Source organism: Novosphingobium terrae, assembly GCF_017163935.1.
Taxonomy (GTDB): Bacteria; Pseudomonadota; Alphaproteobacteria; order Sphingomonadales; family Sphingomonadaceae; genus Novosphingobium; species Novosphingobium terrae.
Genome location: NZ_JABVZR010000002.1, coordinates 1447320 through 1471867 on the forward strand (window position 1 = coordinate 1447320; position 24548 = coordinate 1471867).

At 61.3% G+C, this 24548-nt stretch carries 21 protein-coding genes; 7 read left to right on the top strand and 14 right to left on the bottom strand.

From position 1 onward, the window contains the following. Positions 1-110 precede the first annotated feature (110 nt). A complete protein-coding gene (locus HGK27_RS24500; RefSeq protein ID WP_206243451.1) occupies positions 111-737 on the bottom strand; it encodes an RNA polymerase sigma factor in 627 nt (208 codons plus the stop codon). Positions 738-1386: 649 nt separating this feature from the next. Between HGK27_RS24500 and HGK27_RS24505 the strand changes: the two genes are divergently transcribed. The 4 genes from HGK27_RS24505 (at position 1387) to HGK27_RS24520 (ending at position 6821) form a co-directional block, all read left to right on the top strand. Beyond that, positions 1387-2028, top strand: coding sequence for an RNA polymerase sigma factor (locus HGK27_RS24505; RefSeq protein WP_206243452.1), 642 nt, complete (start codon positions 1387-1389; stop codon positions 2026-2028). Continuing rightward, positions 1937-2995, top strand: a complete 1059-nt coding sequence (locus HGK27_RS24510; protein WP_206243453.1) for a FecR family protein — start codon at positions 1937-1939, stop codon at positions 2993-2995. The genes HGK27_RS24505 and HGK27_RS24510 overlap by 92 nt, the downstream gene beginning before the upstream one ends. Positions 2996-3115: 120 nt before the next feature. Continuing rightward, positions 3116-6301, top strand: coding sequence for a TonB-dependent receptor (locus HGK27_RS24515; protein ID WP_206243454.1), 3186 nt, complete (start codon positions 3116-3118; stop codon positions 6299-6301). A gap of 43 nt (positions 6302-6344) precedes the next feature. Continuing rightward, positions 6345-6821, top strand: a complete 477-nt coding sequence (locus HGK27_RS24520; protein ID WP_206243455.1) for a nuclear transport factor 2 family protein — start codon at positions 6345-6347, stop codon at positions 6819-6821. Positions 6822-6838: 17 nt separating this feature from the next. Here HGK27_RS24520 and HGK27_RS24525 read toward each other — a convergent pair whose 3' ends face one another. The 8 genes from HGK27_RS24525 to HGK27_RS24560 all read right to left on the bottom strand — a co-directional run bounded on the left by HGK27_RS24525 (position 6839) and on the right by HGK27_RS24560 (position 16774). After that, positions 6839-8155, bottom strand: a complete 1317-nt coding sequence (locus HGK27_RS24525) for a hypothetical protein (protein ID WP_206243456.1) — start codon at positions 8153-8155, stop codon at positions 6839-6841. Positions 8156-8171: 16 nt separating this feature from the next. After that, the gene (locus HGK27_RS24530) at positions 8172-9482 is read right to left on the bottom strand and encodes an MFS transporter (RefSeq protein ID WP_206243457.1); all 1311 of its coding nucleotides are present in this window, start codon (positions 9480-9482) and stop codon (positions 8172-8174) included. Positions 9483-9534: 52 nt separating this feature from the next. Continuing rightward, entirely contained in the window at positions 9535-10377 is an 843-nt protein-coding gene (locus tag HGK27_RS24535; RefSeq protein ID WP_206243458.1) for a class III extradiol dioxygenase family protein, read from the bottom strand. A gap of 3 nt (positions 10378-10380) precedes the next feature. Further along, on the bottom strand, positions 10381-10647 hold the full coding sequence (locus tag HGK27_RS24540; RefSeq protein WP_206243459.1) for a hypothetical protein: 267 nt from the start codon (positions 10645-10647) through the stop codon (positions 10381-10383). Between the two features lie 4 nt (positions 10648-10651). Next, positions 10652-11965, bottom strand: coding sequence for a hypothetical protein (locus HGK27_RS24545; protein WP_206243460.1), 1314 nt, complete (start codon positions 11963-11965; stop codon positions 10652-10654). After that, positions 11965-14844 (bottom strand): TonB-dependent receptor domain-containing protein, encoded by a 2880-nt coding sequence (locus tag HGK27_RS24550; RefSeq protein ID WP_206243461.1) that lies wholly within the window; start codon positions 14842-14844, stop codon positions 11965-11967. The genes HGK27_RS24545 and HGK27_RS24550 overlap by 1 nt, the downstream gene beginning before the upstream one ends. A 677-nt stretch (positions 14845-15521) precedes the next feature. Further along, positions 15522-15821, bottom strand: a complete 300-nt coding sequence (locus HGK27_RS24555) for a hypothetical protein (RefSeq protein ID WP_206243462.1) — start codon at positions 15819-15821, stop codon at positions 15522-15524. Positions 15822-16459: 638 nt separating this feature from the next. Beyond that, positions 16460-16774, bottom strand: coding sequence for a hypothetical protein (locus HGK27_RS24560; RefSeq protein WP_206243463.1), 315 nt, complete (start codon positions 16772-16774; stop codon positions 16460-16462). A 560-nt stretch (positions 16775-17334) separates the two neighbouring features. Here HGK27_RS24560 and HGK27_RS24565 point away from each other — a divergent pair. Both HGK27_RS24565 and HGK27_RS24570 read left to right on the top strand, forming a co-directional pair. Continuing rightward, positions 17335-17925 carry a hypothetical protein gene (locus HGK27_RS24565; RefSeq protein ID WP_206243464.1) on the top strand — a complete coding sequence of 197 codons (591 nt, stop codon included), beginning with the start codon at positions 17335-17337 and terminating at the stop codon, positions 17923-17925. A 208-nt stretch (positions 17926-18133) separates the two neighbouring features. Further along, positions 18134-18364 (top strand): hypothetical protein, encoded by a 231-nt coding sequence (locus HGK27_RS24570; protein ID WP_206243465.1) that lies wholly within the window; start codon positions 18134-18136, stop codon positions 18362-18364. A gap of 151 nt (positions 18365-18515) precedes the next feature. Here HGK27_RS24570 and HGK27_RS24575 read toward each other — a convergent pair whose 3' ends face one another. The 5 genes from HGK27_RS24575 to HGK27_RS24595 form a co-directional block, all read right to left on the bottom strand. Then, positions 18516-19121 (bottom strand): hypothetical protein, encoded by a 606-nt coding sequence (locus HGK27_RS24575; RefSeq protein WP_206243466.1) that lies wholly within the window; start codon positions 19119-19121, stop codon positions 18516-18518. 150 nt (positions 19122-19271) lie between these two features. Next, complete coding sequence (locus HGK27_RS24580; RefSeq protein ID WP_206243467.1) at positions 19272-19727, bottom strand: ExbD/TolR family protein; 456 nt, start codon at positions 19725-19727, stop codon at positions 19272-19274. A gap of 248 nt (positions 19728-19975) precedes the next feature. Further along, positions 19976-22321 (bottom strand): TonB-dependent siderophore receptor, encoded by a 2346-nt coding sequence (locus HGK27_RS24585; RefSeq protein WP_206243468.1) that lies wholly within the window; start codon positions 22319-22321, stop codon positions 19976-19978. 77 nt (positions 22322-22398) lie between these two features. Continuing rightward, complete coding sequence (locus HGK27_RS24590) at positions 22399-23370, bottom strand: FecR family protein (protein ID WP_206243469.1); 972 nt, start codon at positions 23368-23370, stop codon at positions 22399-22401. Between the two features lies 1 nt (position 23371). After that, positions 23372-23893, bottom strand: coding sequence for a sigma-70 family RNA polymerase sigma factor (locus HGK27_RS24595; protein WP_206243470.1), 522 nt, complete (start codon positions 23891-23893; stop codon positions 23372-23374). Positions 23894-24186: 293 nt separating this feature from the next. On the opposite strand from HGK27_RS24595, the gene HGK27_RS24600 reads away from it, so the two are divergent. Further along, a complete protein-coding gene (locus HGK27_RS24600; protein ID WP_206243471.1) occupies positions 24187-24462 on the top strand; it encodes a hypothetical protein in 276 nt (91 codons plus the stop codon). Positions 24463-24548 lie beyond the last annotated feature (86 nt).

Sequence of the window (24548 nt, forward strand, 5' to 3'; positions counted from 1 at the left end):
ACTGAAAGCAGTTTCGGGGACAGCACCAGTTTCATCCTTGTTGTTGCCAGTCACAAATGTGACCTGGTTCTGCGCACCAGCCTGATAAGTGTCCCAATATGTCTTTGGTATCACCCAGCCGTCCACCACCGGGCGAAACAGGGGAGGCTTTGCTGTCGGGGGAGTTTTGAGATATCATGATCAAGGGCCGCTGGCATTGGGGTTGACAGGTCGGATGTGGTCAGGCGCTCAAGGACGGCCTTGAGGCCCCGTGAGGCCTCGTTTTCCACTACATTGATGGAAACTCCAAGGTGCTCGGCGATCTCCCTTTGAGAAAGGCCATAAATCTTGCGCATTTCTACAATCTGACGTGCGCGGGGCGGCAGATCCGCGATCAGTGACAGGATGCGTTCCAGTTCGCTGCGCGCAGTGACGATTCTTTCCGACGACGGAACGTCACTGGCCAAGTCAAGTTCGTCGATTTCGGCCATGGTATCGATACGGACGATCTTGGCGCGTCTCATCTCCTGCAGAACGCAGTTTCTTGCCACCGCGAAAAAATAGGACAGGGGAGACCTGATGGATGCGACGTCCTCAATTTCTCCCATCCGACAATAGCATTCCTGGATGATGTCCTCGACATCGCCGGGATTACGCATCCGCCGGCGGAGCCAGGCACGCAACGCCCCCTCATGAGGCAAGACTTCTCGCCCGATCCATACTGCGAACGTCTCGCTTCTGGATGTCACCGTCAGCATACTCCCCCATCATGATGCCCGGCGTGGACGTTTCCGTCTGGCTCGAAATTTTTTTGGCATCAGGATTTTTGGGGCGTCACGTATCGCCCCGTAGAGCCAGCATGTCATATCGTGGTCGCGAGCAGGCTATTCAAACCGTTCATCAAGTGCTCGGACTAGCGTTGCCGGTGAGGTGACAATTCAGCCAGGGCCATCGCAATTGCAGGAGATTAATGGTCTTCTTCGGGTGGTGGGGGCGGCGAGAAAAGAGTAACTTCGATCGAAGAAGCGTATCCAGCATGACGCTTCATTTCTCTGCGGCAACGCCAAAGCCTGTCCTTATAGCCTTTCAGGCCGCAGAGGAAGAACAGGCGGTTCTGTATCAGTTTGTGGCCAATGCGTTCGGGAACCTGAGCCAACGTCCCCCCTAAGGACTAGATTCGAAACCGGGAGTATCGGGTTTGTTGACGACTGGGGTTCTGTTTCAGTTGGACGTTAGCGTTTTACGGTCTTAAATTGAAGCAGGTCCAGCGCAGCAGGGATTTCATAACGCCATCACCTTTCGCTTCAAGGCGCCCAAAAAGCTTGCACTCTGGCGAACGAACCTATTGGTGTTCAGTGCCTGGTTTGAGCGATGGTTGGGCCAGAAAACGATAAGATGGAGAGCCCTGTGCCCGGCGAGATGGACACGCAGCAGCGGCAATGGTTGCGCGAGCAGGTGCTGCCGCTCGAACCCATGCTGTTGTCTTTCGCGGTCCGCCTCTGCACGGGCAGCCATCACGATGCCGAGGATTTGGTGCATGAAACCTTTGCGCGGCTGATGGCCTATGAAGGCTGGCGCGAGATCGACAACGTCGCCGCCTTTGCCTCGCGCATCCTCAAGAATCTGGTCATTCAGGAAGCGCGACGCCGCAAGATCATGCCGATCCATATGATGGCCGATCTGGAGATGCTGGAGCTGGCCGATGATGATCCCGGCACGCATCGTGTGGTTGAGGCGCGGGACGAACTGGCCACGCTGGTCACGTTGATTGACGAGCTGCCGCCGCAATGCGGCAAGGTCATGAAGCTTTGCAAAATTTACGGGCTTTCCTATGCGCAGATAGCGGTCGAGCTTGGCTTGAGCGTCTCAACAGTAGAAAAGCATGTTATGAAAGGTCTGCGCATCTGCGCAGAGCGGCTGGCCGGAACTCCAGGCCCGGCAATGGATCGAGGACACAGTGGAACCGAGCAGCCAGACGATCGCGCGGCAAAGAGCCAGAGAGGAGGCGGCAGAATGGGTCGTTCGCCTTTCCGGCTCCCCTGGCGCTGAAGATCGCGCGGCCTTCGAGGCATGGCGCGGCGCGAGCCTTGACCATGAGATCGCCTTCGCCCGCGCCGAAACGGCCTGGAACCGTCTGGATCGTCTGAGCGCCTTGCGCGATCCGACCCTGACGGCGCAGCAGGCAACCTCCACACCGTCACGCAACGCCAATGAGGATGATGCCGGGGCGTTTTCCGCAGGCCGGCATGGTCATGGCTGGCGCCAATGGGCCGGTCTGGCGGCAAGTCTATTGTTGATCGTCTCGATCCTCTCGGTTGCGGCCTTCTTTCTGGGTGTCGCTCCGGCGCCGGCCTATGCCACGGGGATCGGCGAGCGCCGGGTGGTGATGCTGGCCGACGGCACGCGGGTGGAACTCAACACCAATTCCAGCATCACGGTCCATTATGCCTCGGGCCATCGCACCATCGATCTGGAACGCGGCGAGGCGGTGTTCCGTATCGCACGCGATCCCCGGCCTTTCGAGGTTCAGGCCGGGCAGATCCATCTGCACGCAGCGCAGGCTGAGCTTGGTGTGCGGCTGCTGGATCAGGGAGCGAAGGTCACAGTCACGCAGGGGCAGGTGCAGGCGCAGGATTTCGCACAGGGTGCCCGCAGCGCCATGCATAATCTTTCTGCGGGATCGAGCGCACTGATCGATGCGTCGCTGTTCCACATCGCGCCACTGTCGGATGACGAGATCCGTCGCGGTCTGGCCTGGCGGCAAGGTGCCATCGCTCTGAGTGGCGAGACGCTGGCCGAGGCTGCCGAGGAGTTCAACCGTTACAACCGCCGTCAGATCCATGTGGCGGACCCGGAAGCGGGGGGCCTGCATGTTGGCGGTTATTTCGAGACATCCGACCTCGACGGTTTCCTGCGCGCGATCACGCGAACTTTTCCCGTCAAAACCGCCACGAATGCCGCAGGCGATGTGACGGTTGACAGCGATCGCGGCAAGATCGAGGCCGCCGCCAACTGATCCGTGGCCCTCGGGCATCATGGGAAGTTTTTTGGGTCGGAGATGGAGGTCGCCCCGCCACCGGGCGTCGTAAGATCAAAACATGCGCCGCAAAGAGCGCGATGAGGAAGAGGATCGTTGGTGAAACGCAAGAGCCCGGGGGGCGTGCTTGCCCTGCAGCCCTTGCTGCTGGCGGCTGTCGTAGGATTGGTCGTGCCTGCCGCCGCGCATGCCGGGGACACGGCGCACACCTTCGACATTCCAGCCGGGCCGGCGGCCTCCGCCTTGCAGAGCTTCGCGCGGCAGGCGGGGCGGCAAGTGATGTTCCCTTACGACGCCGTGCGCGATAAGATGGCGCCCGCAATGACGGGCAGGATGCCCGATGACGAGGTGCTGCGCAGGCTGGCAGCGGCGGCGGGGCTGGTGGTTGTGTCCGACGATGGCCATACCATTCTCTTGCAGAAGGCCAGCGCCCGCAGGTCCGGCTTGCCATCCCGTCCTCGCGATGCGCCACCCCGCACAAGGCCTCCTGCCGAGGCAAGGCGCGGTGAGAACCCCGAGCCGCCGCTGCTTCGGGAGGCGCCGCCTACGTTGGCGCCCAGCGATATTCTGGTCACCGGATCGCGCGTGATCGCCAATGGCAACAACAGCCCGACGCCCGTTACCGTGATGAGCACGCGCGAACTGCAGGAGATCCAGCCCGGATCGCTGGTGGTGGCCTTGCAGAACCTGCCGGTGTTTCAGGGCTCGCTGGGGCAGGGCACTGGCACCGGGGGGAGCACGGGCGGGCCCAATGGCGCATCCAATGCGGTCAATCTGCGCAATCTGGGCCTGTTCCGCACGCTGGTGCTGTTCGATGGCAATCGGGTGCAGCCCACCGCCAACACCGGCCTCGTCACGCTCGATATCCTGCCGCAGATTCTGATGAGCCGGGTGGATGTGGTGACGGGCGGTGTCTCGGCGGTCTATGGTTCGGATGCCATCAGCGGCGTGGTCAATTTCATCACCGATCATCATTTCAATGGGGTCAAGCTGAAGGCGCAGATCGGCGTTTCGCAACTGGGTGACGACCGCATCGTGGATACCGGCATCGCGCTGGGCTCGCGCCTGCTGGACGGGCGCGGGCATATCGAGGCGAGCCTGGAATATTTCGACGATCCGGGCATTTTCGACACCGGCAGCCGCGCGCTGGGCCAAGGATGGGCGATCGAGGGGGCGGGCACCGCAGCCAATCCCTATCGGCTCTATTCGGGCGTGCGTGTTGCCACCACCAGTGCGGGCGGGCTGATCCGCAGCGGGCCGCTGGCAGGGCTCAATTTCAGGCAGAATGGCGTGCTGTCGCCTTTCGCCCATGGCGCGGCCACCGCGACGCCCGGTTTCGAAGTGGGCGGCGATGGCGGCTATTACGGCAACACCTCGCTCAAGGCGGCGCTGCGGACGCGGCGCGCTTTTGCCCGCTTCGATCTGGATGCCACGGACAGCACCCATCTGTTCCTTGAAGGTTTCGGCGCGCTCAACACCAACCGCTATGCCAATCAGAGCCTGTCCTTCACCAATGTGGCGATAAGCGCCCAAAATGCCTTTCTGCCTGCGGCCTATCGCTATGCCACGGCGGACACGAACTTTGCCCTGAGCGAGATCCCGCAGAACATCGGCCCGCATGTCAGCATCTTTGACAATCATGCCTATTGGCTCAATGCCGGGGCGCAGGGGAAGCTGGGGCTGGGCTGGGCATGGCAGATCGGCGGCACGCACGGCATGTCGCAGCAGATCTGGACCACGCTGCGCAACATCAATTACGCCAAACTCTCCGCCGCGCTCGATGCTGTGAGTGACCCTGCCACAGGCCAGGTGGTCTGCCGGGTTACGCTGACCAATCCGGGCCTTTATCCCGGCTGTGCCCCGCTCAATCTGTTCGGCCCGACGGCAGCTTCGGCGCAGGCGCTGGCCTATGTCACCGATACGACGCGCTCGGTGGCCACCACCTCGCTCGATGAAGCAAGCGGATCCTTGACGGGCACGCCTTTTTCCACATGGGCCGGGCCGGTGCATGCGGCTGTGTCGGGCGAATGGCGCCAGACCCGTTTCAGCGCCGCCAGCCCGATCTCTCCGGGCGATTATGCCGATTGCACGGGTCTGCGCTTCAACTGCGTGGCTGGCGCTACAAGGCTGCATCAGGTGACCTTCGCGCCCGTGGCCCCGGTGCATCAGGCGGTGTGGGAACTGGCGCTGGAAGGCGATCTGCCGCTGTTGAAGGACGCACCGCTTGCCCGCGCGCTCAACCTCAATCTGGCGGCGCGCTATGCCGATTACGACAGCTTCGGCGGCGCCTGGACCTGGAAGGCGGGGCTCGACTGGACGATCAGCGAGGAATGGCGGCTGCGGGCGACACGCTCGCGCGATTTCCGGGCGCCCAATCTTAACGATCTCTATGCCGCCCAGACGATCAGCCGGACCAATGTGGTCGATACGCTGACCGGCGCCACTCTGGTCAATGCGCCCTCCTCGCTGGCGGGCAATGCCGGGCTGAAGCCCGAGGTCGGCAACACGCTGACCGGCGGCGTGGTCTACACGCCGCGCTGGCTGCCGCATGCCAGCCTCTCGGTCGATGCCTATGACATCCGCATCGCCAATGCCATCGTCACACTCAATGGATCGACGGCCACGATCCAGAACATCTGCAACGCCAGCGGCGGCACAGCCTCGCTCTGTTCGCTGGTGGTGCGGCCCTATGATTATGCGAATAGCACCACGGCCAACAATGCCACGCTGTTCTACAACATTCCGCTCAATGCCGCATGGCTGCACACGCGCGGGCTGGATGTTGAGGCGAATTACGCCGCCCGCCCGCTGGGCCGCCCCTTGTCCTTGCGGGTGATGGCCACCTGGCAGCCGGTGTTGCGCCAGACGACACCAGGGCTGGGCGCGGATCTCAATCTGTCGGGCTATGCCTATTCACCGATCGCGGGGGTGGGGAGCACGCCGGCATGGCGCGCAACGGGCGTGCTTTCCGTCAGCCCTGCCGACAAGTTCCGGGTCACGCTGACGCAGCGCTGGCGCTCCGGGCTGAAATGGAATGCGGATACCTCGCTGGTCTATGCCATCCCCGACATTCCTTCTTTCGGCTGGACCAATCTCAACCTGTCATGGACCCCCAAAGGCGTCATGCGGGAGAGCGAGTTCTATCTCAACATCCAGAACCTGTTCAACGCCGCGCCGCCGGTGGCCACCAATTCGCAGGCCAATCCCGGCGTCTTCGGCGCCTATGTCAGCAGCGACGATTATGTCGGGCGCTACATCACCGCCGGGGTGCGGCTGACGTTCTGATCCCGACCTGCCGGGGCCTTCCATCCAACCAGAGGAGATATCCATGTTCCGTCAACGCCTGATCCCGCCGCTAGCCGCTCTGGCCCTTTGCGGCATCGCCGCGCCTGCACTGGCCCAGACTGCTGCTCCGAGTGCTGCCAGTGCGGCACTGATCGCGCTGGAGGATGCCCGCTTCAAGGCGCAGGTCGATCAGAACCTGCCCGCTCTGACGAAAGCCATCGCGCCGGGCGCGCTCTACATCCATGCCAATGGCGTGCTGCAGAGCGGTGAGCAGTATCTCCATGATGTGCAGACGGGCGCCTCCCGCTATCGCGCCATCGAGGCCAGCGAGCGTTCCGCCGAGATCATCGGCAACATCGCAATCACTCACGCGCTGGTGAAGCTGCATGTCGGCGCAGATGCAGTGGCCGACAAGACCATCACCGCACGCACCACCGGGGTCTATGTGAAGCAGGGCGGGGCATGGCTGGTGAAGAGCTGGCAGTCGACCGTGGTGCCGCCTGCCGCTCCGGCAAAGTAACAGGGGGAGCGCCGGGCCTAGCGGCCCGGCGCTGTTCCGCCGATCATCGTCAGCGCCTTGTCGACATAGCCTGTCGCCGCGCAGCCGCGTTTCGCCGTGGTGGCGGTCGCTTCATAGGTGTTGAGCGGATAGTCGCTGTCATCCACCACATAATGCATCGGGCCATAGCTGGTGGCGATGATGAAGGTGTCGGCCAGCGGCGAGGCCTTCTGCAGCCGCAGCCCGACCTGACCGCTGATGTCGGAATCTGACGAGATCAGCGCGACTGGGCCCAGCTTCATCAGCCCCATGCGCAGGGTGACGGGCGGCGCATCGGCATCGTGGAAATCGCAGCGCGGCAGGCTGCCGCCGGGCGTATCCGAACAGCGCTCGGGCAGGTTGAGCGGGCTGGTAGCCTTGCCGGGGCAGTCCAGATCGGTCAGCAGCGTGCTGATCGGCACGTGGTCGCTGTGCTGGCTGGCGGTGCGAGCCACCGCGATGGCTTCTTCCCCCAGCACGGTGCCCATGGCGTCGATCAGTGCGCGGGGATTGGCGACCTGCCAACTGCTGCCCGCCTGATCGCCGGGCCGATAGAGCGGATTGCCCGCCGAGCCGATGGTAAAGAGCGCCACCATCCCATCGCCGCCACGCTGCTCCACATAACGTTCCGCCGCGCCGGGCACATCCCCGCTGATCTGGCCCTTCAATGCCATGGCGATCACCGGATTGATGGCATAATTCATCACTATGGCGATGGGCTTGCCCGCTGGCGTCTCGAAGCTGAGGACGCCCAGCGCCTTGCTGACCTTCGCCTCGTCCGAGCGGTCGATCTGCTCGATCCAGCGGCCAAGCGTGGGGCTCCAGCTGTTCTTGCCGCCCACCAGCCACGCCTTGCCCTTGCCCACGCTCATGCGCGCGGGTTGTAGCCTGCCTTCTGCCTGAGCGGCGGCCTCAACGGCAGCGGCCTTCACGTGCTCGACATAGGCGGGGGAGCCGGGCAGCAGGATGCCGCCCACCTTGCGATCCACCCGCAGGCTATTGTGCGCGTGCGTGGAGGCCAGCAACACATGGTCGGGCGCGAGATGCGCGGCTTTGGCGGCAGCGGCGGTGATCTCCGCCGAGGCGTCGGGCGAGATCATCGGCACATCGGCCACAATGATCATGCCACGGGTGTTGTCGCTGTCGATCAGCACCGCGCGCAGGAAAAGGTCGTCAGCGACCTTGGGGAACACCGCCTGCCGGTCGGCCCGAGCGGGCACGATGTTCACTTTGGCCGCGCCCACACGCAGCGCGGGAGTGGCGGCCTGCGCGGCCAGAGGCAGCGCGGCAAGGGTGAGGGCCATCGTCAAACGCATCGGTTACTCTCCAGCATCAGGCGTCTTGCGCCACTTTGGGCGACCATTCCGGGCGCAGCAGGATCGCCGCCGCCGCCGCGCCTAGCCCCAGGAACAGCACGATCACTTTCATTGGCGCGTCATAGCTGCCCGTTACATGCAGCAACCATCCCGAAAGGCTGGCGGCGACGCCTCCGGAAAGGCCTGCCGCCACATGCTGCACCCCCACCACCAGACCGATGGCCGGGGGTGGGATCAGCGTCACCTTGGTCAGTGCCAGATTGTTCGAACTGGCCAACCCAAGGCAGGAGAGCGAGAAGATGTTCCAGAAAAGGGCCCAGTCCAGACTGTTGCTGTAGGCGCCCAGCACTACCGTGCAGCCGCCCGCGAAGCCGGCCACCACAAAGGCCTTGCGCGTGGCGACCGGATCGCCGCCGCGCTCGATGATACGGTCGGCGGCCCAGCCCGCCACCAGTGTCACCACCGCGATGCCGGCAAAGCTGAAGAAGGTGTAGAGCCCCGACTGGCCCAGAGACAGGCCGCGTTGCTCGACCAGATAGGAGGGCATCCATGTCACGCAGTAAAAGGTGAAATAGCTGTAGCAGAAGTTCACCACGATCCCGCCCCACACCACCGGCGAGAGGATGATGTTGCGAAACGGCACCGAAGAGGCACGTTTGCGTGCCTCTGGCATGTCATGGCTTTTTGGCAGGTCGTTCTTCACCAGCAACAGCCAGGGCACCAGCCAGATCAGGCCCAGCGCGCCGGTCACCACGAACATCAGCCGCCAGTCATAGGCCACGATCAGCCATGCCGCCAAAGGCGCGCCGATGGCGGTGCCGATCTTGTTGCCCATGGTGAAAATGCCGATGGCGGTTCCAATATGCCGTTCCGACAGGTTGTAACGCATCCAGCGATAGCTGGCAGGCATCACCACCGCCTCCATCGCGCCGACGATCAGGCGGGTAAGGAACAGGGCGGCAAAGGCGGTCATCGCGCCGGCCAGCGCCGTGGCCGCGCACCACAGGGCGAAGGCGATAGCATAGGGCACCTTCACGCCATAACGGTCGACGATCCACCCCATCGGGATCTGCGCCAACGCATAGGACCAGAAGAAGGCCGATCCCAACCAGCCGCGCCCCGCTGCCGTCATGGCGAAATGGCGGTTGAATTCATGGTTGGCGATGGCCGAAGACAGGCTGGCGCGATCGGCATAGGCGATCAGCACGCCAAGGCTGAGAAGCACCAGAATCCCCCAGCTGCGGGCGCTGGTTCGCGTGTTAGGGGCGGGAATGGCGGTGTCGGGCGGCGCGATGCTCTGCGCCGGCCCTGAAGTCGCTTGGGTCATGTCTTTCTCCCGGGGGCGGGGTCTTGCGCCTCGCCCGTCCTGGGATCGGCCCTCAGGCGGGCTGATCCTCAAGCAGCATCACCGCGCCGCCCGTATGCGAGATCGGTGCGTGATAGAGGCTGGCCGCCACGCGCGGGCTGGCGCTTTGCAGCGCGCCGCGCATCACCAGCCAGGTCATCAACTCCACCCCCTGAGCGCCCGCCAGATCGACGATCTGATCATTGGTATGGGCGGTCAAAACCTCGGGCTCGGCAACGATCTTCTCCATGCAATGGCGATCGAAATCCTCATTGATCTTGCCGAATTCCCCCAGCTCATGGGACAGGCCGCCGCTGCCGATCACCAGCACCCGCGCATCCCCCGCATGCGAGCGCACCGCCCGCCCGATTGCCTGCCCGAAGGCAAGGCAGCGCGATGGTTTAGGGAAGGGGGGCTGCACCGCATTGATCACCACCGGAATGATCGCCACCGGCGGCACGCTGCCCGCGCCCCAGATCAGATCAAGCGCGGTGGTGCAGGCATGGTCCAGCTTCATCGCGCGGCAGGCGGAGATGTCGAACTCATCCTCGATCAGGCTACCCGCGATATGCCAGCCCAGCTCCGGCGCGCCGGTAAAGACGCGGGGCCTGGGGGGGCCGAAGCCTTCATCGGCGGGCTGGTATTCGCTGGCCAGACCGATGGCGAAGGTGGGCATGTTGTCGAGGAAGAAGTTCAGCCCATGATCGTTGTAGATAACGATGGCAACGGTGGGCCTTTGCTCATCGGCCCACGCCTTGATCTCGTGAAACTTGTCGAAGAAGGGCTTGAAGGCGACCTCTTCCTGACGCCCGGCGTTCAGCGTGCGGCCAATGATGGGCACATGGGATGTGCCCATGCCGGCGAGAAGCGTGCTCATGGTTCAACCCTCCTTGGGGGCACGGAAGGCCCGGTCGAGCTTGGCGAAGAAATACATGTTGCCGCCTGCATTCAGCAGCCTGGTCTTGTCACGGCTGAGCGCGGCCTCGCGTTCCTCCTGCGAGAGCCCGTAGCGGTCGCAATAGGCACCCGGATCGGCGGCATAGGCGGCGCGGTTCTCCGCCGCGTTGAGCGAATAGCACATGGCGTTGAGGGCATAGCCCTTCTGGGCCGCGGCCATGTGAAACTTGCCGACTTCGACGTCTTTCATCGGATCATCCTTCCTTGCCTGCCTGTTTGATCAGCGCCTGTGTGGTGTCGATAAAGCCCTGCGCCGCGCAGCCGCGCTGCGCCATGGTGGCGGTGACGCGGTAGCTGTTCGAAGGATAGGCGACATCCTCCACCACATAATGCATCGGCCCATAGAGCAAGGAGACCAGAGCGACCTCGTTCCCCACCCCGCTCGCCTTGCGGAAGGCCTGCCACACCGGCTTGGTGATGTTGGCATCGGCCTGCACCAGATCGAGGCTGCCCAGTCGCACCACGCCAAGCCGCAGCGGCACCGGGCCGGTGGGCTTGTCCGTGAAGACGCAGCGCGGCAGGTTGGAGCCCGGCGCGTCCGAGCATTTGTCGGGCAGGTTGAGCGGGGTTGTCTCCTTGCCCGGGCACATCAGGATTTTGGCCGAGGCGCCCATCTCGATCACGGGCTCCGTCTTGGCCAGAGCGGAGGTCTCGATGATCTCCTCGCCCAGCAGCGTGCCGGTGGCGGCGATCAGCGCGCGCAGATCGGCCTGAGGCAGGCCCTGGCGCGGGCGTGCCGAATAGGGCAGGTTTTCTGCCGAACCCACCGTGTAAAGCACCACCGCCTTGTCGTCATAGCGCTGCTCGACATAGCGTTCCGCCGCGCCCGCCAGATCGGCATTGACCTGCGTGAGGTCGGAAAGGGCCAGCACCGGCTCGATCGGGGCATTGACCAGCAGGGCGATCAGATGACCATCCGTGCCTTCCACCTTCAAGACGCCGATATGGCGATCGATGGGGCCGTCATTCTCGGGCTGGCCCTGCCGCTGGGGGTGGGGGCGGGGGCCTCGCTCGGCCAGCAGATTGGTCTGGCCCAGCGCATAACCGGCGCGGGCGGGCTGCAGATCGGCGGTGGCCTGTTTCACCGTGCCAAGAAGCGTGGCGATGGTCTTCTGCGTGATCACCGCCGAGCCCGGCAGCATGATCCCCACCGGATTGGGATCGATCCGCACCGCATTGTGCATATGGGTGACGGCCAGAATGACATGGTCAGCGGTGGTGCCGCCTGCTTGCGCCACCTGTTCGACGAGCTTGCCGTAGATGCCGTTGCCGATGGTGGGCAGATCTCCCACCACGATGACCGTGCGCTCCTTCCCATTGTCCAGAACCAGAGCCCGCACATGGATCGGTGTTGCGATGGTTTTGAAGGGGGCGGGCAGCTCGCCCACCGCCGGGGTGATATCGGCCCGTGCTGCCCCTGCCCGCAAGGGAGCAGGGGCGGCCATGGCACTGGAGGCTCCGCAGAGCATCAGCGCCATGGCGGCGGTCTGGAGTGTGGAGCGCCGCATCAGAACTTCATCCGCGCGCCGACGGTGAAGTACCGGCCGACATAATCGTCGGTCGAGACATAGGCTCCGAAAACGCCCGGATTGGCCTGTGAGCTGGTGAAGATCGGTGCTGTCTGGTTGAACAGATTGGTGACGTTGACGTAGAATTCGGTCTCGGTCGTCTTCGGCTTCCAGCTCAGATTGAGGTTGGTCCAGCCAAAGGCCGGGATCTTGGGGATGGCATAGACCAGCGTGGGATCGGCATTCCACTTGAGCGAGGAACGCCAACGCTGGATGATCGTGGCGGTGAAGGTGTCGGTGGGGCTGAAGTTGAGGAAGCCGGTCACGCGCCATTCGGGCGTCGCGCCGATGCCGATCGAGGAATAGGCCGCGCCCGAAACGTCCATGTCCGACAGGCCCGGCGTCACCTGCCGCAGCACCGGCTGCCATGTCGCCATGGCGCGCAGCGAGATCGGGCGGTTGGCGATGGTGGTGGCGTAATTTGCCTCGAAATCGATGCCCTTGGTCTTGAGCGAGGAGGCATTGACCGGCAAATTGTAGAAGAATGTGGCATTCTGCGTAACGCCATTGACCGCCGCCGGGCGCACGATCAGCGAGCACAGGCTGGAGGTGCCGCCGCTGGCATTGCACTGCTGCTGCACGCTGGCGCTGGTGCCGTTGATGGCAGTGATCGCATTGCTGATCTTGATGTCATAGGCATCGGCGGAGAAGCTGAAATGCGGCAGCCAGTGCGGGGTATAGACCAGACCCAGCGTCAGCGTGTTGCCCACCTCCGGCTTGAGGTTTGGATTGCCCGCCGTGGAATATTGCTGGTTGATCAGCGTGGCACCTGTCAGTTGATCGACCACATTGCTGCGGCTGATCGTTTGCCCGGCATAGAGATCGTTGAGGTTGGGGGCACGGAAATCGCGCGAGCGTGTGGCGCGAAGGCGCAGATCGTCCGAGACATGCCAGTCCACGCCTATCTTCCAGGTCCAGGCACCGCCGAAGGTGTTGTAATTGGCATAACGCGCGGCAAGGTTCAGATCGAGCGACTTGAGGAAATGCACATCGCGGGCCAGGGGCACATCGCCTTCCAGCGCCACTTCGCCCACCACCTGATGCACATGCGGCACGTTGGCGAAGGTGACCTGATGCAGGCGGGTGGGGTTGGCGGCGCTGCCACAGTTGAAGCGCAGCCCGGTGCAGTTCACGAAATCAGTGGGCGGCACCTGCGTGTTGGCGTCGAAACCGGTCTTCCGGTACTCGCCCGAGAGTGCCATGTTCACCGGGCCGGCCCAGGTGCTGAAGGGCGCGGCATTGAGCGAGCCGGTCAGCTCGTCCAGCGTGGTGGTGGCCCAGCTGGTGGTGGTGTCCGTCACATAGGAGAGCGCCTGTGCGGAAGCCGCGCTGGGGCCGAACAGGTTGAGCGGGGCGCAGCCGGGATAGAGGCCCGGATTGGTCAGCGTGACGTTGCAAACGACCTGACCCGTCGAAGGATCTTTCACTGCATCGAGCGCGGCGGAGAGCTTGGCATAGTTGATGTTGCGCAGCGTGGTCCATTTCTGCTGCGAATAGCCGTGGCTGGCGCCCACCTGCCATTTGATGCCGCTTCCCAGATCGCCGCTCAGACCGCCGTTGAGCCAGTAGCTGGTGGTGTCGAACCGGCTGACATGCGGCCCGATGTTCAACGGGATCTGACTCATGTTGAAGGTCGTGGCCGCGGTGCCATATTGATATTGCGCGGGGAGGAAGGCGTTCTGGGCGCTGATCGCAACATTGCTGAAGCCCAGCGACTGGTTGGCGTAGCTGTTGGTGTTGAAGGCTCCAAAGCCTTCCAGCCAGAATTTGGTGCTGTCGGTTACATCATAATCGAAGCGGCTGTAGACCCGCTTGGAGCGTAGCGAGCCCTTGAGCGAGGTGTTCCCATAATAGCCGCCGTCGCCGCCGGTCTGGAAGCCCGCTGTACCGGTGGCGCCACCCGCCTGAAAGGGGGAGAGCACACCGTTCTGGGTGAAATTCTGCCCGGCAAGCGGTCCGCTGTTGATCAGGCCGCCAAACGTGGTGCTGGCGACCCGGGTGCCCGAATAGAGCTTGTAGGGATTGGCCGCAGTGCCTGCGCCCTGAATGGTCCAGGCATTGCCATTAGCGCGTTGGCTAGTGTCGAAAATGCCGGGGTCATTGAAATATTCGAAGCTGGCCTCGAAGTGGCCGCGTCCATCGAACAATTTCTTGCCCACCGCGATGCCGGTATCCAACGTGGGATCATCGCCGATCTGCGAGATGCCATATTGCGCCTTCAGTTTGATGCCATTGAATTTCTTGTCAGTGACAAAATTGACCACGCCGCTGATCGCATCCGAACCATAGACCGCCGAAACGCCGCCCGTCACCACATCGACGCGCTGCAGCAGCATCTGCGGGATCATGTCGATGGTGACCAGACCGGTGTTGGCCGAGGGCTGCACGCGCTGCCCGTCGAACAGCACCAGAGTGCGAAACAGGCCCAGATTGCGCAGATTGACCGCGTTGGCCGCGCCATTGGGGCCGCCGGTGCTACCGCCCGTGCCGGTGCCCTGCCCCAGCGAGCCCTGGAACACCGGCAGGTTCTGCAAAGCGGAGGCCACCGTGCCGGGCTGGGCTTTCAGCAGGTCATTGGCGCTGATGATGGTGGTGGGTGTGGGGCTGTTGTTGCCGTTGGAAATCACGCGCGATCCGGTGACGATGATCTCATTGTCTGTGGGTTTCGCCGCGGCAGGCGTTTCGGGAGCGACAACCGGTGTCGTTTCGCCTTGTTGCGCGGCAATGCCTGCAGCATGGGCGCTGGCGGGCAGCAACGAACTGGCCATCAGTGCCCAAAGCGCTGGGCTCAGGGCAAGGGTCTGTTTTCTGGAAAGCACGTGTATCCTCCTCCGGACGCCTTTTGGCGTTGACTTGTTGCTCCCTCGACGCGCGGGGAACCGGAGAACCTCCATTCGGTGCGATAATAAATTTTCAGAGGGGCGATGATGCGAACTAGGCACATTGGTTCAAATGGCAGCAAGCGTAGCCTATGGGTTGCGGGCAAGGGGGAATATGTCGTGGTCTCCGGTCAGGCAGCTATCAGGCCCGGATGCCGCACAGCGGCCTTTCGTTCAGGTTGGCGCGGCATGGCAGCACCTGGCGAAATTGCTAAAAATCTGGCCGTTCCGGTCCCGACAACGTTGCGGACATAGATGGGCCATGGGAAGAAGTGAAATGAGTGATCGACTTTTCTTCGCCTTGAGCGCCATTTTTTTCCTTGTGATGCTGACTTGGGGCCTCTGGTCGAGCCAGATTTCAGTGACGTGGAGCACATATCGCCGTGACAAGAGCCCCGTGATGTTTTGGTTCACGGCTACTATGATTTCGTTGGCCGCTGTTATCTCGGTACTGGCGATGATCGCCCCAAGGTAATGTCCGCTCCCCCCAACTTTCTTGCCACTGGCTAGGCCTTTCACCTCGCCTGAAAGCCACCATCAGGCCATCTTTGTCGCGCACGGCAGCTATCCGAATCTCAGGCGGGAAAAGAAGCCCTTCCGGAAAGACAACAAAGCTGTCATTTTAATTTGGATGGCGGCCAGTCGATGACTGCCCAGCCATTCTGTTCGACTGCAAAATAGGTGCTATAACGCAACCATTTTTCGCCCACCTTCTGTGCCCAGCGGCATTCAAATTCCGTGGGCTCTTCAGCGAAACCTTCACATTTCATCGGGCGAACACCTGCGGGAGAAACAGGTTTTTTTGTCTGTTTTGCAAGCGCTTCTGCCAATTCAGAAGCGGTTGGCATTGGTTCTTTTGTCATGGAAGCGGTAGCACTCATCAGCACGATGGCGACAACAGAAAAATATAGCTTCATAGGCAAATGCTATATCAACTCATCCATACGGAAAATGTCCGCTCCCCCTAACTTCCTGCCATTGGCCGCGAAGGCCCTTGGTTTTGAAAGTGGGCCTTCGGTCATATGTGTCGCCAAGGGCAGGTATCCCGCCAGTTAGGCAGAAAAGCGGACTGTCACGACACGACAACAAAGCGGTCATAGAATGGCTTTTAAAAATGCTGGAATTTCATCGCCCGCCGCCATAGGTGGATTATGAGCATATTTACCGCAGCAATTGGCTATCTTTGGAGCGCAGTCTGGCTCGTTGGATGGCTATATATGACCGCCATGACGATAGTCGCTCTATGGACTGGAAAATTCTGGTTTTGGCGAAAGACAGCCAGCGGAAAACGATGGCCGCCGACGCGTTCGGAAGCTCCCGGCAAATTCTGGTTATACTGGGTTGGCTTAGCGTGGGTCACGATTGTGCCATTGATCTTCATCTGCACAGGCTTTGCGCTATCTATGTTTCAAAAATAATGTCCGCTCCCCCTAACTTTCCTGTCATGGGCCATCCCATGCTCCCAGCCCATTAGCAGGCCAGTGGTCCATGTTTGTCGCGGAAGGCAGCTATCCGCCTGTTGGATGGGAAAATCTGCCTTTCCGGTGACGACAACTTAGCGGTCGCTCGCTGCCTCGCCTTCTTCCGCAATGCGACTGGCCACATTATTGAAATGCTCTTCGTTGGCCAAGCCACGCCCTTCATCGTAAAGGAAGAGGGTAACAGGACAGCGTTGACCACTTGCCCATACAACAGCTTCCTGAACTGATACCGCTTCAAGCGACGCGTAATCGACGGTTAGCATCGGATCGCTTTCAGGAGCTTGATCGGCATCGGCACAGCTATTGTCATGCTCTACTGCTTCCACAATAGCATTGACTTTCTGCCAACGGTAAGGCCGCTCTCGCTTATCGATGATGTTCCAGATCATAGCTTTTCATACGAGTTGCGCACGACTTTGCAACGTCCGCTTCCCTTAACTCTCCTGCCATGGGCAAGGTCATGCCCGCAGCCTGTTAGCTGTCGGTGGGTCAGATTTGTCGCGGAGAGCGGCTATCGGCCCCTTGGGCAGAAAAGTTGCCGTTCCGGTCCCGACAACAAACCTGCCATTTAGCAGCCATTGCATCCGCCAAATTTTCCGATCATGTTGCGTGTATGCATCTGGCTGAATGGATATTGTTCGCAGCTTTTGAAGCTTGCAGCGCTTGGTCGCTTTGGCGGGCTTACAAGTATGGGCGGATTGCCTACGCGCATTTCTTTGGCAAACAATTCTACGCCGAACGTTCGATCCGACCTCGCCTGTTTTGGGCAGTGGTTGGTCTTCACATAGTCGGGGCCGTTAGCATATTGCCCGCAATGTTCATCCAAAACCTGTGAGGGGTACGGCAGATAAGCTGCGGTGTGTTAAAAATTTCCGCCTGTCAGGACGCAACAACTTAGCGGACGTTCGCCGCTCTTGCTGGAGAGCACGAAAGGAGCCATATTAACTAGATGTTCGTTCCGATGCTTCTAATCTCCGTTGCCCTGCTATCGGCGGGAGCGCCCGATGCATTTGACCGTATTTCGCCTCAAGCTGCTGCAAAGCGCGTGGCTGCTTGCGGTGTAGGTGCCGTAACCGTGCGGTCTGATGTAGAACCGAATAGCGACGTATTACTAGTCATGGCGACAACGGTTTCCGATGCACAACTGAACTGTATCGACAGAGCATCTAGCTTCTATGACGTGGTGCTATCGCCATCTGTGCAGCCGCGCTTTGATGCTATCAGGGATGCGCGCTTCGCGGCATTGGCCACTGCCGAGAATCGTAAATGGCTTACGACTCACAATATCCTCAACCGATTGCCTAAGTACGAGTCTGGGGTGACTGACGACAAGGCATTTGCCCGTGAAATCGAAAAGCTGTGCGACGCAGATGGGGCTTTTCAATCTCAATATGGACCAAACGCGCTTAGCCCCGAATGGGTAATGCAGCATGCTGCAAACGGTGATCCTGATGGTGGGCCAATGGCCTGCCTTATGAATGTGACATACGCAACAGGCTTCAAGATGGGTTTTATAGGCAATGAGCGCGTTGCTCCATAAGAACGACTGCATATCTTTCGTCAGCTCTGCAATCTGGTAGTCCGCTTCCCCCAACTTTCCTGCCATAGGCAAGGTCATGCCCGCAGCCTGTTAGCTGTCGGTGGGTCAGATTTGTCGCGGAGGGCGGCTATCGGCCCCTTGGGCAGAAAAGTTGCCGTTCCGGTCCCGACAACATTGCGGACGTTGGTTCAGGTGCTACATTCGAGGCATGTTCCGCCCGTTGCGCATCTTCTGGTTTGGTCTGGCATTATTTGCTCTCGCTGTCGTGCGAGGGTTCGCTTTCCCGTTCATTGACCCAGCCAACAAAGAGGAGCCGGGCTTTTGGTGGGAGGTGTACAATTTTTCGATATTGCTTTGGATACCCGCAATTGCAGTGATCGGATTTGCGGTGCTGCTTCAACTAAGCTTGTCGTTCATCAAATGGATGAAGCGGGGCTGACGTCCGCTCCCCCTGACTTTCCTGCCATGGGCAAGGTCATGCCCGCAGTTTGTTAGCTGTCGGTGGGTCAGATTTGTCGCGGCGGGCGGCTATCGGTATCTCAGACGGAGAAAAACGACGTTCCGGAGCCGACAACAAAGCAGCCAATCGTTTAATCGATGCGGCCAGACTTGTCTTTCATATGCCATTTTCCATCCAAGCCCCGGCTGTAAGTCACCTCGAATCGCCCTCCTTCGAAATTTGTGATTTCGGCTACATTCAGCCTCGCGATTGTGCCATCATCCGATATAACAGGAACGGAAATCGCTAAAATCCCTTTTGAAAGTGGCTTCCATTCTTCAGAATTCCGAGGTGGAATAGAACCGACAATGCGCCTTATCTCTTCATCATCATGGATTGCGCTGTGTTCTTTCCACCATTCATGCAGTACAGAGCATTGCTGAATGACCGAGATTTTGGAAAATTTCTCTGACTTTTTGATCAGTTCTATGTCTAACTGCGCGTCTTGTCTTTTTTTCCATTCAGGGTTCTCCCGCAGAAATTGATCAATCGATACTTTATTCGCAGTACCGAGGTCTTCGCTCGTTGGGGCAAAAAAGACAGCAACAGGGGACTCAGCTTTAGCCCCGAATTCCTTCACATACGACAGGGCAACTTCACAAGATTGTGAAGGCACGTGAAACGACTTTGGGTCAGATTGGCACGAAACGCACAGGGCCGTGGCCAATATACAAATGCTTCGCCGTCCCTTTGTCATGCGCAATTCCATCAATCTGACATTAATATGCAACGTCCGCTCCCCTTTACAAAGCCGCCTATGCTTCATGTTTGTCGCTGAGGGCGGCTATCCGAATCTCAGGCGGGAAAAGAGGCCCTTCCGGAAACGACAACAAAGCTGCCGCTCTCATCAAGGTCTTTCCGCCGACTTGGGCGCAGCCTCAGGATCGTAGGGCTGAGGATTTCTGCCAACGTCACCGATGAGCCACCAATGACCTTCCCCCTCGGCGCACTGGCCATGTTGGCAATCAAGAGTTTGAGACATCATTTTCCGAATCTCTGAGACCGCTTTGCAGTCCGTAGCCGGATCGAATTTCGCCTGTACAATGACGGTAGGTTCAAGGTTCCTTGCCAGCTTCATATTGGCCTGAAGCTCACTCCTTGAGACACCAGTACCATTGAACTTTGATGCACCATCGGCTGAGACCGAGATTGCAATCACTTCATTCCAGATACTGCGCCCTTGACGGGGGGTAATCCAACCTGCCGGGCGAGCGCCGCATCCTTGACTGTAGGTCTTGGTTTTCGCTTCACTCCCGCTCGCGCATAGCATCAAGCACAATAAAAAGGCGTTGATCCGTCTCATGGTGTTCTGATGGCACCATTTCGCCACCCTCGCCAGTGTCCGCTCTCCCTAACATTTCTGCCAGAGATTGTCGTTCTCGACGGCTCTGAAAGCAGCCGTCTCCTATCGACCAAAGCCCGATGAACCGACGACGGCTTTTGACGGGGCCAATCGGACCCGCGAACGACGGCAATGTCAGCGGAAGGCATCAGATAGGCGCGTGGCCGACAGCTGCGCGCCCTCCAGATGTCGGTGCCCCAGCCGCCCCTTCAAAAGCGCAACGACGCGCTGGCATTGACCGTCATCGGATTGCCTGTGGCGACAAGGCTTGATCCTGTCGCGGCCCAATAGCGCTTGTTGGTGACGTTCGCGGCATAGATCCGCAGCACGGCCTTCCGGCCCGCCAGCGTGGTGGCATAGCTGCCGCCCAGATCGAAGGTGGAATAGCCCGCGACAAAGGCCTGATTGAGCGCATTCACCGCGCGCGGCCCCACGCGGAAGATGCCGCCGGTAACGCTCAGCCCCTTCACCATCGGCAACTTGTATTCCACAAAGGCCGAGCCTGAAAACTTCGCGCTGTTCTCGATCTGCTTGCCCACCACGGTGGGATCGCCGGAGCGTTGCTTGGCGTCGAGAAACACCCCGCTCATCGAGAGGGAGAGGTTGCGGGTGATCTCGCCCGTACCGCTGAACTCGAAGCCCTGATAGCGCGCGCGGCCATCCTGCACGAAATATTGCGCGGCGTTGATGTAGGTCGAGGCGCGGTCCACGCTGAACCACGCGCCGGTCAGCAGCAAGCCGCGCAGGGGCTCCACCTTCACGCCCAGCTCGCGCTGCTTGCTCAGCGATGCGGGCAGCTGCTCCCCGGCATTCTTGGCGATCTGGATCGCGATGCCGCCGCTTTCCAGCCCTTCGATGTAATTGCCATAGACGCTTGCCCAGCGCGCGGGCTTCACCATCAGGCCATAGGACCATGTGCCGGGGCTGGTCTTGTAATAGCTGGTGAGGCTCTGGTCGCTGTATTCGGTCTTGCGATAGCCCACCGTGGCCTGCAGCCATTGGTGGAAGCTGAGCCTGTCGAACACATAAAGCCCCGCATCCCGGATATGATCGCGTGAGGCCACCACATGGGCGGCCAGCGCCTGCTCGGGAATCTCGACCGGCGCATAGAGGTTTTGCGCAAAGCTGCTGCGTGAGGCCGTGGGCGTGACCACATCGCGCGTGTTGAGCGAGGCGCCCAGCTGAAGCTGATGCTCGATGGGGCCGGTCGCGAACACGCCGGTCACATCGCCGCGATAGATGATGTTGCGGTAATTGCTGTTGTTGGTGGTGGCGACGGTCAGCGTGCCGTTCCCCGTGGCCAGATCATAGCCGCTGAAGGAGGAATAGCGCCGGTTGCGCTGCATATAGGATTGCCCGACCGCAAAGGAGGCGCTCCATGCGGAGGAGATCGCATATTGGGCGCGACCCAGCAGATTGGTCTCCCAGCCGTCGCCCTGCATCCATTCGCCGCCCAGATTTTTCGAGGCGCGGGGCACGGGCATCACCGTGATCTTGCCATTGACGGCGGCGGGCAGCACATATTCGGTGGGCTCGGTGATCGTCTTGTAGATATAGCCTGCATCGAGCTGGATCGTCAGCCGCTCGACAGGCTTCCAGTCGAAGGCGCCCGAGACGAAGGCGCGGTGCCCGGCGGTGCGCTTGATGCCGGTCTCCAGCGAGGCCGCCCCGGCATTGATGCGCAGCCCGGCCTTGCCCAGCGGGCGGCTGATGTCGATGTCGCCGCCCAGCGTGCCATGGCTGTCGCTGAACAGCTCCACCCCGGCCAGCGGTTTGGCCTCGGGCCGCTTGCTCACCAGATTGACGATGCCCGAGGGGCTGGCGAAGCCGTAATAGAGCCCCGCCGCGCCTTTCAGCACCTCGACCCGGTCCTTGTCCTCGATGGGAATGTCGAGAAAGGTGATGATCGGCAGCACGCCGTTCAGGCGGAAGTTGGTGGTGTTGTCCACCGGAATGCCGCGGATCGACAGGTTGCTGTAGATGGTGGTGTTGATCTGCGCCTGCGTGACGCCCGCCGTGTTGCGCACCGCCCCGAAGATCGAGCGCGCCTGTTGCGCATCGAGCAGGGTGCGGGGCACGACGGTGACGGTCAGCGGCGTGTCGATCTGGCGCGCATCGTGAAAGGTGCCGGCCTGCATATAGTCGGCGCCGAAGCTGTCGCGGCGGTCGGCGGTGACGACGATCTCTTCCAGCCGGGGTTGTTCATGGGCGGGGGAGGGGGCTGTAACCGCCGCGCCCGCAAGGATCACGAAGCCGCCCGAGCCGTCGCTTTGATGGCGCAGCTCGGTGCCGCTCAGCAGCTGATCGAGCGCCTGCGCGGGGGCAAAGGCGCCATGCAGGCCTTTCGTGCGCTTGCCGCTGACCAGCGCGGGATCATAGGACAAGGGCACATGCGCCGCGCGCCCGAACCGGTTGAGCGCGGCCCCCAAAGGCCCGGCGGCAATATCATAGGTCTGGCTGGCATTGGCCGTCTGGGCCAGCGCCGGGGCGGCGATGACGGGGCCCACCGCCCCCAGCAAGGATGCCACGCCCGCGACCACATAGGTTCTACGCAAGATTTCGAACTCCCCTTCACAATGCTCTCATCGATGGGACGGATGAGATGCGCGGCGGGACAGTGCGGTCGGAAAATTTATTGGCTCTGTGCTGGCCGACGCCGAATGCGGATGGCCTGCGGATCGGAACGATCGACAAGGATCGGCTGGCTGAGGACCAGATTGCCCAGCGCCCGGTCGGTATCGCGCAGCGGGAAGATGCCCGAGACCCTGAGCCCCGCCAGATCGGCCCGATCAAAGCGCAGCGGGCTGGTGCGCCAGCGATTGAAGTCGCCCAGCACATCGGCCAGCGGTCGATCCTCGACGGGGAGCCAGCCCTCGCTCCACGCCGCCGCATCGCCGGGCGCGACATCGCCCAGACGCGTGGCCCGGCCATTGGCAAGCCTCACACTTTGGCCGGGGGCGAGGATCAGGCAGGCGCTGGGCTCGGCCCCTGTTGGGCAGGCGCGCACATGCGAGCGGATCACCGTCACCTGCGTGCCCTCGGCGCTTTTGCTGACGGTGAATTGCGTGCCCATCGCCTCGGCGGTGCCGTCGCTGGTCACCACCACGAAGGGGGCGTGGCGCTGTTCGGTCACCACCGCGAGGACTTCGCCCTGCAGCAGGCGGATGCGGCGTTGATCGTGCCGCTCGTCCACATCCACCGCGCTGTCGGTCGAGAGGGTGATGCGGCTGTTGTCGGCCAGAGGCACGCTGCGCGTCACGCCGACCGGCGTGCGGTGATCGGCCAGCCATAGCTCGTGGGGCAGGGCATGCCATGCCAGCAGGCCGGTGCCCGCCAGAAGGCACAGGCCAAGCAGCGTGCCGCCAAGCTGCCGTTTGGGGCGCAGGAACATCTGCCGCAGCGTCTCGCGCGCGACGGGCTTGTGGCTGTCGAGGCGGGCGGCAAAGCCGCTCATGCGCCGGATCGCCAGAGCATGGGCCGGATGGGCATCATGCCAAACCTGATAGTCGGTCTGGTCTGCCGGGCTTGCCTCGCCGGACTCCAGATGGGCAAGCCATTGCGCGGCCTGCTCGACCATCTGCGGTGTGGGTTCGGGGTTGGGCATGTCAGGGCCGGATGCCGGGCGGTCCATAGGCTGCCGCATAGCAGCAGGCATAGGCCTTTGCGATATACTGCTTCACCATGCTCTTGGAGACACCCAATTCGGCGGCGATAGCGGCATGGCCCCAGCCGTCGAGCCGGGCCAGCAGATAGGCCCGCCGGGCTCGCGCTGGCAGCGTATCGAGCGCCGCGGTGATGGTGAGCAGTTCGTCGACCGCCTCGGCGATCCGGTCCGGGCCCGGTTCGGCCATGTCCTGCATGATGGTGGCATGGGCCTGAAGGAAGGCGACCTCCACCCGCGCCCGGCGGGCATCGTCGATGATCAGCCGCCGCGCGATGGTCGCCAGATAGAAGCGTCCATCGCGGATCGGCGCCAATCTGCTGCTTTCGAGCAGGCGGCAGAAGGTATCCTGAGTCAGATCTGCTGCGCGCTGCGAGCACTGCGTCCGGCGCAGCAGCCAGCCGCGCAGCCACTCACTGTATGATGCGTAAAGCGTGGCGACATCGCTGGTCGCAGCGGTGGGCACGGATATCCTCTCACTTCTGGGGGAACGAGGTTTTGGTCGCCATAACGGAGATGCGATTAACTCGCAATAGCGTCATCAATTCTATCTGAAGCCGCGAGGGCGATCTAGCTGATATGATAGTCCGAATGCCGTGCTTGCTGGCTGTGTTCGGCGGGTGAACCAGAAATTCAATGCAGAGGCGTGTCGAGCGAAAGCTGCACTATCGGTTTTAGCCCAAATCGGTCAATCGGCAGGCGGCCGTGAGGCAAAAGAAAGGCCGGCTAGGAAGCCGGCCTTTAGAAGTTGTGGAGAGGATGCCCGAAAGGCGCGCCACCATTCTTCCAATGGCGAAAGCATTGCAAGAAAAAAATAACATGGATGATGAACTGTTTGGGTCTTTCCCGTTAACGCTCCACCAAGCTGGCCTCGCAGCGCATGAGCGACCATTCTTCAGTGATTATCCGATTGCTGCAGTCATCGGAGACACGTTTGGAAGGGAGAAGAATTCTTTGCTGTTTAGGAAAAAAAGAAGGAAAAACAGATATATAGAGATGTATATGCCCATGCTCCCAAAATTCCTTTTGACTTGATGTCTACAAAAGGTAGACATCAGCCATGCCCGCAGTGCACCGCCTCTGCGGGGCTGAAATTGCGCCCTTCAGAGAAATTCCCCCCA

Coding starts and splice junctions, on each gene's coding strand:
- HGK27_RS24500 (WP_206243451.1), bottom strand. CDS start 737: ATGCTGACGGTGACATCCAGAAGCGAGACGTTCGCAGTATGGATCGGG.
- HGK27_RS24520 (WP_206243455.1), top strand. CDS start 6,345: ATGTTCCGTCAACGCCTGATCCCGCCGCTAGCCGCTCTGGCCCTTTGC.
- HGK27_RS24525 (WP_206243456.1), bottom strand. CDS start 8,155: ATGCGTTTGACGATGGCCCTCACCCTTGCCGCGCTGCCTCTGGCCGCG.
- HGK27_RS24530 (WP_206243457.1), bottom strand. CDS start 9,482: ATGACCCAAGCGACTTCAGGGCCGGCGCAGAGCATCGCGCCGCCCGAC.
- HGK27_RS24535 (WP_206243458.1), bottom strand. CDS start 10,377: ATGAGCACGCTTCTCGCCGGCATGGGCACATCCCATGTGCCCATCATT.
- HGK27_RS24540 (WP_206243459.1), bottom strand. CDS start 10,647: ATGAAAGACGTCGAAGTCGGCAAGTTTCACATGGCCGCGGCCCAGAAG.
- HGK27_RS24545 (WP_206243460.1), bottom strand. CDS start 11,965: ATGCGGCGCTCCACACTCCAGACCGCCGCCATGGCGCTGATGCTCTGC.
- HGK27_RS24555 (WP_206243462.1), bottom strand. CDS start 15,821: ATGAAGCTATATTTTTCTGTTGTCGCCATCGTGCTGATGAGTGCTACC.
- HGK27_RS24560 (WP_206243463.1), bottom strand. CDS start 16,774: ATGATCTGGAACATCATCGATAAGCGAGAGCGGCCTTACCGTTGGCAG.
- HGK27_RS24565 (WP_206243464.1), top strand. CDS start 17,335: ATGTTCGTTCCGATGCTTCTAATCTCCGTTGCCCTGCTATCGGCGGGA.
- HGK27_RS24570 (WP_206243465.1), top strand. CDS start 18,134: ATGTTCCGCCCGTTGCGCATCTTCTGGTTTGGTCTGGCATTATTTGCT.
- HGK27_RS24575 (WP_206243466.1), bottom strand. CDS start 19,121: ATGACAAAGGGACGGCGAAGCATTTGTATATTGGCCACGGCCCTGTGC.
- HGK27_RS24580 (WP_206243467.1), bottom strand. CDS start 19,727: ATGAGACGGATCAACGCCTTTTTATTGTGCTTGATGCTATGCGCGAGC.
- HGK27_RS24590 (WP_206243469.1), bottom strand. CDS start 23,370: ATGCCCAACCCCGAACCCACACCGCAGATGGTCGAGCAGGCCGCGCAA.
- HGK27_RS24600 (WP_206243471.1), top strand. CDS start 24,187: ATGCCCGAAAGGCGCGCCACCATTCTTCCAATGGCGAAAGCATTGCAA.